4 protein-coding genes and 3 pseudogenes are annotated in these 13,316 nt (G+C 39.5%); all 7 read right to left on the bottom strand.

The genetic code is table 11. From position 1 onward, the window contains the following. Positions 1 to 10: 10 nt before the first annotated feature. Positions 11 to 1,592: pseudogene (locus DXA05_RS09620) on the bottom strand (sulfatase). Positions 1,593 to 1,863: 271 nt separating this feature from the next. Next, positions 1,864 to 3,678, bottom strand: a complete 1,815-nt coding sequence (locus tag DXA05_RS09625; protein WP_008026069.1) for a RagB/SusD family nutrient uptake outer membrane protein — start codon at positions 3,676 to 3,678, stop codon at positions 1,864 to 1,866. 22 nt (positions 3,679 to 3,700) lie between these two features. After that, positions 3,701 to 6,907 (bottom strand): TonB-dependent receptor, encoded by a 3,207-nt coding sequence (locus tag DXA05_RS09630; protein ID WP_118196449.1) that lies wholly within the window; start codon positions 6,905 to 6,907, stop codon positions 3,701 to 3,703. A 295-nt stretch (positions 6,908 to 7,202) separates the two neighbouring features. Further along, positions 7,203 to 8,252 carry a PD-(D/E)XK nuclease family transposase gene (locus DXA05_RS09635; RefSeq protein WP_008026065.1) on the bottom strand — a complete coding sequence of 350 codons (1,050 nt, stop codon included), beginning with the start codon at positions 8,250 to 8,252 and terminating at the stop codon, positions 7,203 to 7,205. A gap of 659 nt (positions 8,253 to 8,911) precedes the next feature. Next, positions 8,912 to 10,894, bottom strand: coding sequence for a response regulator (locus DXA05_RS09645; protein ID WP_128859111.1), 1,983 nt, complete (start codon positions 10,892 to 10,894; stop codon positions 8,912 to 8,914). 110 nt (positions 10,895 to 11,004) lie between these two features. Beyond that, positions 11,005 to 11,753: pseudogene (locus DXA05_RS09650) on the bottom strand (nucleotidyltransferase family protein). A 35-nt stretch (positions 11,754 to 11,788) separates the two neighbouring features. Continuing rightward, positions 11,789 to 13,217, bottom strand: a pseudogene (locus DXA05_RS09655) (RNase adapter RapZ). Between the last annotated feature and the right edge of the window lie 99 nt (positions 13,218 to 13,316).

Consider the following 13,316-nt stretch of genomic DNA (forward strand, 5'->3'; position numbering starts at 1 on the left):
TACGTTGCTGTTATTCCTTGTCTCTTTCCGGTGAGAAGCGGACAGGGTCATTGTATTGCTCCTGAAGTTTCAGCATTTCTTCTTTCAGTTCTTTCACTACCGGTTCGTATTCTGGTTGTCCGTAGAGGTTGTGCATTTCCGACGGGTCTGCCTGCAAGTCGTAGAGTTCCCACCAGTTGATATCATTATAGAAATGAATCAATTTATAGCGGTCTGTACGTACCCCGTAATGGCGTTTTACCATGTGTTCGGCAGGATATTCGTAGATGATAGTAGAGAGCTTTCCGCCAGTCTTTCGGATGTTCGTCTTTCAGTAAAGGAACGAGGGATACACCTTGGATATCAGAAGGAATCTCTGCTCCTGCCAATTCGAGGAAGGTGGGTGCATAGTCTATATTCTGTACCATTTCTGTGATATCACCCCTGCGGTCGAATCCTTTCGGCAGACGCATGATAAGCGGTGTACGCATGGATTCTTCGTACATGAAGCGTTTATCAAACCAACCGTGTTCGCCCATGTAGAATCCTTGGTCGGAAGTATAGACGACAAGTGTGTTATCCAGCAAGCCTTTCTCTTTCAGATAGTCGAGTACACGACCAACATTGTCGTCCAGTGATTTTACGGTCTTCATATAGTCACGCATGTAACGCTGGAATTTCCAATTGGCAAGTTCCTTTCCTTGCAGGTTCTGCCTGTAGAAATCATCTATAATCGGCGTGTAGAATTTGTCCCATGCAGCACGTTGACCTTCGTCCATACGTCCGACATACTTCTCATATAAGGATTTCAGACGGGTGTTTTTATCAGGACGAAGCATTTTGAGGTCATAAATCATGTCCATGTCCTTCACAATGCTCATCTCTTGCGCGGCAGCGGCGGGACGTCCTTCATAATCGTCAAAGAAATTATCCGGTAGCGGGAAGGTTTTATCTTCGTACAAAGCCAGGTTGCAAGTATCCGCCAACCAATTACGGTGAATTGCCTTGTGGTGAATCAAAAGGCAGAAAGGTTTTTCCGGATTGCGTTTGTTTTCTATCCAGTCAATGGCGTCATCGGTAATAAGATTCGTGATGTATCCATGTTTTTGGATAGTGTCATTGTTCTGCGTGATGAAATCCGGGTTGTAGTAGTCTCCTTGTCCGGGAACAATCTGCCAGTAATCAAAGCCGGAAGGCAAACTTTCAAGATGCCATTTACCCACCAATGCTGTCTGATAACCGATTTTCTGCAACAGTTTCGGAAAAGTTTGTTGCGAACTGTCGAATACGCAAGTGGTATTATCATAGAATTTATTGGCACAACTATGTTTACCCGTTATCATGCAGGCACGGCTGGGGCCGCTTAAAGAATTGGCTACAAAGCTTTGAGTAAAACGTACACCGTCAGCAGCAATGCGGTCGAGATTGGGGGTTTCCATGTAGCGTGTGTCGTAACAGCTCATCATTTGAGCTGTATGATCGTCTGTCATAATGTAGACGATATTCAAAGGGAGTTGCTCCGCAGACTTTTGCTTGTTTGAGCAGGAAGCAAGGGAAGCTACGGCAGCTATTCCTGCTAAAGGAAAGAATAAGTTTGATTGCAGTTTTTCCATAAAACAACTTTATATTAGATTGTAGTGACAAAGGTAGAGACCTGTCAACAAAATCCATGTTCACAAATAACCAATTAATTTCCAATATTCTCCATTTTTGTCTGTTTCAGAAGGAAAAATGGCAAAAACACTATTTACAACTCATTTCCAATCCAGCAAATCCAAGAAAATATATACAATGATTTCTATTTATATAAAGAAAACCCGAATGAAAAGCAGAAACACTCCTCCTCTGCATTCGGGAAAAAACAACTTGTTATAACTACTATTTTTAATAGCCGAAGTTATTTTTTGTAATAGCTATATTAGTATTCATTTCATCACGCGGAATAGGGAACAACAAATTCTTTTTCAAGAAAGTCTCATCATTCAAATTTCCATTATTGTAAATACGTTCACCCCAGACTCCCGTTGCATTGGGATTATTCTCCTGCCACTTTTTAGTTATTGAGTGATTATTATTCACAGTAAGTGCTTTTTTCAAATATTCAGTTCCACGCAAGCGCATCATTTGATACATTTCAGTTTCACCAGCACCTTCAAAAAGTCTTTCAAAGAATATCTTTTCACGTACTTGATCTTTTGTTAATGTTGACTCCCATTTGGCTGGTTGTGTCGAAACCTTAGCTCCCGACTTACGTGCACGCGCCAACACGAGATCTACTGTATTAATTGCATCGTCTTTTCTATCCAATTCATTATAGACATCAGCCAACATCAATAATAAATCTGCATAACGATATAAAATTAGATTTTTATGACTGGCAATACCTGCCATATTCATATCAAAAGCTTTTGCAAAATGAGGCCATGCCGCTCTTTCTCCTGTCCTACCCGCCGCAGTACATACATTCAAAAAATCTTTCAATCCTTTACGATATTTCTCATCAAATTTGGTTTCATCATTCGTGATAGCCAAAATTTCATCCGCGCTCGGATTCTCTTTATTAGTCAATAACTCATAAGGAATTCTACCAACTAACAACTTGTTATTTTTCCAACCGGCAGGTTTTATACCGCTATCATAAGTGAAATAAGGATATTCATAGGTAGAGTCACGGGCAGACGGCACAGGCTCTACTTGAGCTACAGGTCCGATATTGTTTGTACATTTTCTCCATTTTGCCATAAATGTAGTCTCAATACGAGGATCTCCCCAATAGGTTCCCGCAAAGAAATCATAAAAAGCTTTCGTACACTTCACTCTATGGAAACTTTTACCATAAGATGATGCAGCAGGATTAAAAACCCAAGATCCCCTATTAAAAGAAGACAACTCACCATTCACCTGAAATCCCAGTTGAAATATAGATTCTTTAGAACCTTTAATCTTATCAACAAATAAATTAGAAAATTTCGATTCCAAATCATATTTACCTTTCACTCCTTCAAAATAGGTCTTTGCTTTTTCCCAAGCTGTAGCATCACCCAAACAACCTAAAGTATGATACAACTTACCTAAATATGCTTCTGCAGTCCATTTCGTTGGAAATCCATCAGAATTCGTTTCCGGCAAATATTTTGAAGCAAATTCCAAGTCACTTCGTACAACATCCAACACCTCTAAACGCGAGGAACGAGGTACAGCTACGCCGTCATGAGAAGAAGGAGTTGTCTTCAAGGGTACATCTCCCCAACATATTGCAAGGTTATAATAAGACAAGGCACGCAAGAAATGAGCCTCTGCAGCCATTTCGTCTTTATCCTCCAAAGAAGTACTTTCTACGTTGGCTATAAATGCATTCGTTTCATTAATTACTTTATACATTACATACCATGCATTTGTCAACAGATCATCTGTATAGTCACATTGCAGCCATCCACACATATCATTCGTACCCCCATTAGTCTGTGCCCATCCGAAACCACTATATCGTACCGGAATTTCTTGCCAATGCTGACCATATCCTCCACTAGTCAATGCAAAATAACCATAGCATCCATATAATGCTGCACGTGCCTTTTCAGAAGTAGAAAATTGAATTTGTGTATTCAAAGTATATTGCGGGTCTTCATCTAACCACGATTCACAAGAAGCCAATAATAAGCAGCTTGCTAATAAAAATATATAGGTAAATTTCTTCATTTTCATAATCATTTATTGTAAATTAAAAGGTTACATTCAAGCCAAACACAAAAGAACGCATATTTGGAAAAGCATTCATATCAATACCCCGACGCAGGCCATCAAATGCAAAGCTATTTACCTCCGGATCATATCCACTATAATTGGTTATAACAAATGCATTCTTTACTGAAGCAAAAATACTGGTATTCTGGAACCCTATCTTAGTCATCCACGCTTTAGGCAAAATATAATTCAGCGTAATATCTGAACAACGCAAATAACTTCCATCTTCTACATAACGATCATAAACAACACCTTTTACATTTGAAGTAGACGACGGATATAAATTAGAACGATTCTCCGGAGTCCAAGCATTATAATAAGCATCTTTTCTCAAGTTTCCGGCCTGTCTGGAAGGAGTCTGTTCGTAACGGATATTTGTATTCAGAATATCATTACCATAAACACCTGTAAAAGAAGCAGAGAGAGAGAGATTCTTCCATTCCAAACGTGTCTGGAAACCATAGGTGAAATCAGGATTCGGATCACCTATCACAACCATGTCATTAGGATCTACTATACCATCTTCATTCACATCCACACATTTAATATTACCAGCTGCCATATCATTTCCAACAGATGAAGTGTAATATTTGGTAGAACCATCTGATGAAATATATCCTACTTTGCCATCAACAACATCTTCTTCCTGAATAATTCCCTGTGTCTTATAACCGAAAAATAGTCCCGGAGCCTCACCCTCAATAAAAACATTTGCAGGTCCAAAATGATCGCCAATCGTCTTACCTAAATAACCACGTACTCCTTTCAAGGAACCTATATCAGAAACTTCCAAACCTAAATTCTCAATCGTAGTCTTGTTGAAACCAATATTTCCGCCTACATTCCACTTCCACCCGTTACTGCGAATAATATCAGCATTTAAACTAAACTCAAAACCTTTATTCAACAACGAGCCTTCATTTATCATCACTGTTGCAAATCCACTGGAATATGGCAGAGCACGCTCAACCAACAAATCTTTTGTGTTTTTACGGTAATAATCAAATGCACCATTCAGGCGACCATTAAAGAAACCAAAGTCAAGACCAACATTCCACGAAGAAGTACGTTCCCACTTCAAACCCTCATTTTGCAGACTTTTGATTTGCATAGACGTCAGTTTATTCCCATCTCCATCAGCATAGTCCACCTTATTTTCATAAATAGATAGAGACTGATATGGATCAATACCCTGATTACCTGTCTCACCATAACCAACACGTACCTTCAACTGACTTAGCCAATCAATGCTCTTCATATAAGCTTCCTGTTCCATACGCCATGCTAATGAGAAAGACGGGAAATATGCCCAACGATTACCCTTTTTAAATTTACTGGATCCGTCAGCACGCAATGAAGCCGTCAACAAGTACTTATCATAAGCAGATAAATTAACACGTCCTAAATATGAAAGTAATTGATAATCTTTTTGTATAGGCTGTTTTACATCCACTTTTCCTGCATTAGACAATCCTTTAGTACGTAAGTCATAGATAGAAAAAGTATTGCCTGAAACATTCTCTGTCAGAAAATGATATTCATCATAAGTGATACCCGCTGTTGCCGACAGACGAAAATCCTTAGTCAAGTCCATATTAAAGTTTAACAGGTTTTCCACTGTATAATTAGACTTATTGACATTACTGATTGCCAGTAAACCCTTCACATTTTCTCCCGGAGGTAACTGAATCCCATACCAACGTTTACGGTCATTGACAATTATATTCCCCCCTGCACGCAGACTATACGAGAAATATTTATTAATGTTCCAATTCAGATTCAAGCTTCCATTAAATGTCTTATTATTAGTAATATCATCATAATCATTTACCCAACTAAATACATTCATTTTTGATTCCAAAGCACCCGGATCATCATCAGGAACAATATAAGGAGCTGTATCAAGAACCGTACGAGCCAAAGATCCGGCAACGCCTCCGGTTGTATTACCGCCCGTCATCATATCATTCTGCTTTAATGAACCGCTCAATATCAAATTTAAAGTTACTTTTTTAGATAATTCAGCAGTTAAATTAGCACGCAAGTCACCCTGTTTTATTCCTGTATTTTCTACGATACCATTAATATCCTTAAAGTTACCGGAGATATAATATTTCATACCGGCAGTTCCTCCACTGACAGAAGCCGAGTAGACCTGTGAGAAAGCTGATGTATATGCTTCTTTTTGCCAGTTGCGATAGGTAATAACCTTATATAATTCCGGATTATTCGGATCTGCCTGATAAGCGGATTCATTACCACTAAATACGTAACGCATTTCACCATTAGGTTGCAGATAATATCGCGGTTGGTCTAATTTAGAATTAGTGTAATCGGCATACTCTTCCAAATTTAACATATCGTGCAAGTTACGTGCATTAGCTATCGTAAAGTTCGCTGTGACATTTACTTTTGCCTTTCCGGCCTTTCCCTTTTTAGTTGTAATAAGAATTACGCCATTGGCACCACGAGAACCATAAATCGCAGTAGCAGAAGCATCTTTCAAGACGGTAATATCCTCAATATCATTAGGATTTATTGCACTCAACGGATCTTGAGCTATTTGGAAGTCACCACCTCCCACAGCAGACTCGGCAAACTCACCAGTAGATGCTTGCGGCACATTATCAATCACATATAACGGCTGATTATCTCCACGTAATGAGTTAGCACCACGAATAGTGACAGAAGAAGCAGCACCCGGAGTAGACATTGAAGCTGTTACATTTAAACCTGCAATCTTACCTTGCAATAGCCCGTCAATAGATACAGCTTTTGAAGCATCATTCGCATCAGGACGAAGACTGGCTGTAGCGCCTGTTAAATCGCTCTTTTTAGCCGTTCCATAACCAACAACAACTACTTCATCCAAATTTTGTGCATCCTCTTTTAATTGAACGTTAATTTTAGTCTGATTTCCAACCACTATTTCTTGTTTGGAATAACCGATAAAAGTAAAGACCAACACTGATTTTGAGTTTGGAACGGAAATGGAGAATTTTCCATCAATGTTGGTAATTGTCCCATTAGTAGTACCTTTTACTTGTACATTGACACCAGGCATACTTTCATTTAGAGCATCCACTACCTGACCGGTAATGTTTTTTCCTTGTCCCATAGATTGCGCTGCAAACGCAAACAATGTGATGAAACATAGCAGAAAAACTTTTGATAGGTTCTTCATAGAAGTCATTTTTATAAATTATTAAATTTAAAGATTAAAAAGCTTATTCCAGATTTTTTGCTGAAATCCATACGCAAATATAGACGTGGTTACTGAATATGCATGTTCTATTTTAGCTACTATTTTTCCAATTTTGTCTAAAATCATCCATTTCATCGATATATCTAACCATCATAGACATTGTTGGACATCTTACGAATCAAAAAAAGAAAGCGGAAGTATCCATTCTTGAATATTCCCGCCTCCTTTATATTTTATCCTAATATAACTACAACAATTTTCCTATGAAGATATATTATAGGTTTTCTATATCAGAAGATTGAAGACCCGTATATTTGATAATTATATCAATGGATATTCCGTCCTCTCTCATCTTCCGAGCAATTTCAATTTGCTTCTTTTGCTCTCCTTTCTCCAACCCTTTCTCCAACCCTTCCTTCATCCCTTCTTTCATCCCTTCTTTCATCCCTTCTTTTATTCCCTCTAGCCTTCCTTTTTTCACTCCTTTTTCCAACCCGGCCTTCATCCCTTCCTTTAACCCTTCTTCAGCCGCTTTTCTCCGCATCTCTTCGTTTTTACGCCGTTCATCCTCCTCTACAATTTGGTTGACCCTATACCGATCTAATGCCTTATCATAAGCGATACGGTTTTCTTCCGAAAGATCGGCAACTGCTGCCAATCTCGCCAGATGTTCAAACACTTGTTCTTTCAAAGCATCCGGCATTCTATTCCAATTGCTCATATTCTTCAGTGCATAAATTAATTTATCATATAATGTATGGCAGTCCGACAAATCCTTTGTAAAATAAGGAAATTGCAAATAAATCTGCCGGAGATGCGGATTAACAATCTTCCCTGTATCACGGTCGGAAAGAACCGTATCCGTACGGAATTTAGCCTCTAAATTTTCCTCTTTGAAATTCATCAGGAAAATTCCATATATAGTAGGTAGTCTATACTGCTTTCCATAAGAGACAAGTGGTTCTCTTGCAGTCATCGGATCTTCAGGGACAGGGACTTCTTTTGAAGAAGGAGATTCTATCTGCCGACTCACAGCACGACAAACATAATAAAGTGTACGATCTAAAAAATTACTGTGCCAACGATTCTGCATCTCCACGATAATATACTCACCACTTGCTGTACGGCAATAAAGATCATAAATGATACCTTTATCACTCACATTGTCCGCATGATCTTCCTTATCCAGAAAAGTAAGTTCTGTAATATGATGTTCACCTGCAAGTAATTCGTTCAACAAAGTGATGAGCAAATTCTTACTGGCCGGTTGACCAAAAATAATTTTAAATCCTATATCAGTAAAAGGATTGACGTATTTGGACATGATATTCTATTTTTAGCAAAGGTAACTATTTAAATCCATAAACATAAAAAACAATCCCAAACTTTACGGATTTATAGCCTTTTATAGTAAGCTGTCTCCCTTTCAATTCCTCCAAACAAACAAGAGAAATGTTCTATTTTTCAGATTAAGAAAGAAAACAAAACTATTGAAGATGGTAATCCGGAATTAAAAGCATCCATATTATCACATATATATGCATATTACCGCCACAATACAGCATATATTTTCAGATGATATGCGTTTTCTTTAAAGATATAAATGATTTTCCTCGGTGAGCAATAAGCCATTCCTCGGTGAGGAACACATCCTTCCTCACCGAGAAAGCCTTCCATACTCACCGACCAAGTTATAAAAGCCCTCGGAAAAGCCCGTTTATAGGCTAGTTCATCATCACAAGCGCACAAAAGAAAAATGATAAAGCAAACTACATACGGGCAAACAGTAAGCATATAGATAGCAATACAGAGGAATTATTTATTTTTAGACAGGAATTATCCAGGACAACAAACAACCCTACATTCTTTCATCCAAAATGCAGAGCGTTTTTTCCTTCACCACAAACAAGTGACCGATATATTAAAAACAGAAAGAATAGGATATACCCTTTTTCAGATCAGCACATTTTTAATCCCCTCCTTTCAACAACCATACTCTTTCAAAGTCTGCATCAACTTCGCACCATTGATCGGCTTCACCAGATAATCATCACAACCGGCTTTCAACGCAGCTACCCGGTCGGCATCAAAGGCATGAGCAGTCAGGGCGATAATCGGAATTTCAGCATTAAATTTCCGGATCTCCGAGGTTGCAGTACGCCCGTCCATAACAGGCATCTTCATATCCATCAGTACCAAATCCACTGGTTGGGTACGGACAATCTCAACTGCCTCCAGTCCATTCGGTGCGTGTAACAACTGGCATTTATTTTTCAAGATAGAAGATACCAAAAAGAAGTTACTTTGAATATCTTCAACAACCAGCACTCTTTTAGGTACTTTCTTTGTTTCTTCGGAGTCAAGAACGCTTTCATTATCTGCATCTTTCTCATTATTCCGACGTGAAGAAGTCGGCTCGCTGTCAACCGAATCAAACTGGCATGGCAAAACCGCCCAAAATAAAGACCCTTTATCAAATTCCGACTCAAAGCCTATCTCTCCCCTGCAAGCCTCAACGATGGCTTTACAAATAGACAGTCCCAGTCCGGTCCCCTGTGCAAATTCATCCAGTTTCTCAAAACGATGGAACACCTTGTCTTTTTTATCTTCCGGTATACCAATACCTGTATCGCGAACGTAAAGACGAATATCTCCGTCTATCTTTTCATACCCCATTTCAATAGTTCCTTTGGAGGTATATTTGATAGCATTAGTTACAAAGTTAGTGAGAATCTGCGCTAACCGGTTTTTATCCAAACGAACGGTACAGGTTTCATAAGGATTCACGGGAACTAACCGAACCTGCGGATTTACTACACGACGATGCATCGAAGCAGCTAATTCGTTGAAATAAACAGCCAAATCAAAATCTTCGTATTTCAGTTCTACCGAGCCGGCTTCTATTTTCGAAAGATCCAGTATGTCGTTAATCAGTTTCAAAAGCAACTCATTGTTGGCATTGATAATCTGAATAAATTCTTCTTTTTCTTCTTGATCTTCCGTCACCATCAATAAATCGGAAAAACCAACGATAGCATTTAACGGTGTACGGATTTCGTGGCTCATATTTGCCAGAAAGGCGGATTTCAACTTATCGGATTGTTCAGCACGACTTCTTGCCGTTTCAAGTTCACCTATCATGTGCTGTCGCTCGGTAACATCATCTACGCGAATCACGACACCGTCAACATCTCCCTGTTCATTAAATATGGGAGTAGCAAAGACTTCTATGACATGCTTGTTATCCAGATTAAACAAGATAGACTCTACCTGACCGGATTTCCGGGCACGTTGCATCACACAGTTCTCACAAGGAGTGGTGCGATTATGGGCCGTCAGATAGCAAAGCTCCCCTTTTTTGTAAGCCTCATAAGAAAGGCTTTTACTACAAAGCGAGATATTCTCCCATTGTACGATATAGTCGTTCGCAATATATGCCAATCCCGAATTAATATTGTTCAATACCAACTCATTCTGACGAATCAATTGGATCATTCTTTGTTCGCTCTCAAGGAGTTCTTTTTTTGAGCGCACCGCTTCTTCGTAAAGATTATCATATTTGTTTTGCCACAGAACACGTTCGGTGACATCCTGACTAATCACCATATAATTCATAATTTCCGACTTTTCATTATGTACGAAAGAAACGGTAATCTCGAAGAATTTTATACCGGACAGATTAGTAGGAAAAAGATGACGCACGTCATCAAAATTATATTTTGCCATGAAACGCACTGTTTCTCCTTTTCTGACCTGTTCTTTGATTTCATCAGAGAAACTAGTGTAATTAAATAGATTATAGCCCAGAATATCCTTTTTGTCTTTTATCCCCATTGATCTCAACCGCGAATAATTGACATCTATCATGAGACCGTCCTTATCATACAACTCCAAGCCTACAGACAGGTCATTAAAGATGTTGTGCAATAAGTTGTCAGCTATCCCATTTTCCAAAGTCTGTTCCATGCAGCAAAATTTGTATAGTATTACAATATTGATTGTTTATCCAAGCAAAGTTACTTAAATATTTTGTTACATAGCAAGAAAGAGGCTAAAAAAAGCCTCTTTCAGTATCTTTATTTGGTATTTTGGTATAAAAAGGCTGTTGCTTTCGCTAATGTTTCCGGTTTGCCGATATCAATCAGATGTAACTTTTCTTTCAAATAACCACCATAGTTTACTTGCCGGCAAGTGGCAAGATAGAAATCCATAATAGAGAATTTACCCTCCAACGGGGAGAGGTCATCCATTGAAAAATGGCGGGCGAAAGTACATGGATACCACTGAATGCATATTCCTGATAAAGAGAAGGATCATACTGAAAACCTTCCGGTTTCACTTGTTCCGTATCCTTGTTTATCCATCCGCAAAGTCTTTTGTCTGTATCAAAAAGAAGATAGCGGGAGGTTTTACGTTGGCTGGCCAGTAAAGTAGCAACAGCACCGCTTTGTAGATGATAGTCATATAGTTCTTTCAGGTTCACGTCTGAAAGAATATCTACATTGTGTATCAGGAAAGGTTCATCGGAATTTTCAAAGAAAGAACGGGCTTTCTTAACTCCCCCACCGGTGTCGAGCAACAAGTCGCGTTCGTCGGAAATATGTATGATGAGTCCAAAATTTTCATTGGCTTTCAGGAAGTCAAGTATCTGTTCGCCAAAATGGTGGATGTTAATCACTATTTCTGTGAATCCGGCAGCTTTCAGTTTTAAAATCACATGTTCCAACATCGGACGTCCGGCTATGGGAACTAAAGCCTTCGGCATGGTATCGGTGAGTGGCTTCAGCCGGCTACCCAAACCGGCTGCAAATATCATTGCTTTCATTCTTTCGGTTACTTTCTTCTTTATAGTTACTCTTCTTAGATTGTTGCCTCAAACGTATGTTCGATGTTCTGTTCCCGATGCACCAGTTCGACTTTCACACCAAATTTCTGATTCAGGTGCTCTGCCAGGTGCTGGCTGAATAAACAGAACGATGCTGTCCGCCGGTGCAACCGAAGCAGACGGACAAATTGCTGAATCCGCGTTCCATATAACGTTTCACGGAGGCATCTACCAAAGCATAGACATGATCGAGGAAACGAAGTATTTCGCCATCTTCTTCCAAGAAAGTGATTACAGGTTCATCCAGTCCGGTGAAAGGTTTGTAACGCTCATACTTGCCGGGATTATTCACGGCACGGCAGTCGAATACATAACCTCCTCCATTGCCGGTAGAGTCATCAGGAATTCCTTTCTTATAAGCAAAGCTCATTACTTTGACGGTTAGCTGCCGCTTTTTCAGGTCGTCCGTAAATTGTTTCAGTCCAGTAGCTCCCGCAAAACGTTACAGAGATACGGATATTCCGGATATTCTTCTTTCAACAGTTCACGCAGGTTTTCGATGGCATAAGGAACGCTTTGGATAAAATGCGGTTTCTTTTCAAAGTAACCACGGAAACCGTATGCTCCCAGCACTTGCAGCGTACGGAAAAGGACAAAGTGGCGAAGCTGGCTATAAAAATAGGATTCGTCAATCGGTTGGTATTTGCGAAGAGCTTCCATATATTCTTGCAGCAGTTCTTTACGGAGGCTATCAGGATATTTCGCTTTCGCCTGCCACAGGAAAGAGGCTATGTCATAATAGAACGGGCCTTTGCGTCCGCCCTGAAAGTCGATAAACCACGGTTCCCCATCTTTTATCATCACATTACGGCTTTGAAAATCACGATACATGAAAGTAGCGGAAGAACTGCGGAGCAAGACATCGCTCATTTTTTGGAAATCATCTTCCAGTTTGTCTTCCTGAAACTCCATGCCGGTAGCTTTCAGGAAGCAATATTTGAAGTAATTCAAATCCCACAGAATAGAGCGTTGGTTGAACTCCGGTTGAGGATAACAACGGGAAAAATCAAATCCATCCGCCCCGGCAAATTGAATAGCAGGAAGCAGACGGATCGTTTTGCGAAGCAACTCTTTTTCCTCTTCGGAAAAAACACTGGTAGCACGTCCTTTCTCTATGGCATGGAACAACAGAGTATCGCCCAAATCTTCCTGCAAATAATAGGTTTTATCTTCCGAGGCAATGCGCACTTCGGGAACAGGCAGTCCACATTTGCGGAAGTGTCCTGCCATATAAAGAAAAGCTTCATTCTCATCAATAGAAGCCCCGTAGACTCCAATCAATGTTTCTATACCCGCCAACCGAAAATAACGGCGGTTGGAACCGGAAGACGGTAATTCTGTTATGTTTTCAGCGGGAACGCCCGTATATGACTGATAAAGTTTCTGTAGTTCTTCGGTAATCATAGTCGTATATTTTCGAGCAAAGATAAGCATAAAAACCAAAAAATAAGAGAGGGGATTTAACTAATATTCATCCGAATACACTATCTTTGTTTCAGTTTA

Source organism: Bacteroides sp. AM54-2NS, assembly GCF_003602935.1.
Classification (GTDB): domain Bacteria; phylum Bacteroidota; class Bacteroidia; order Bacteroidales; family Bacteroidaceae; genus Bacteroides; species Bacteroides xylanisolvens.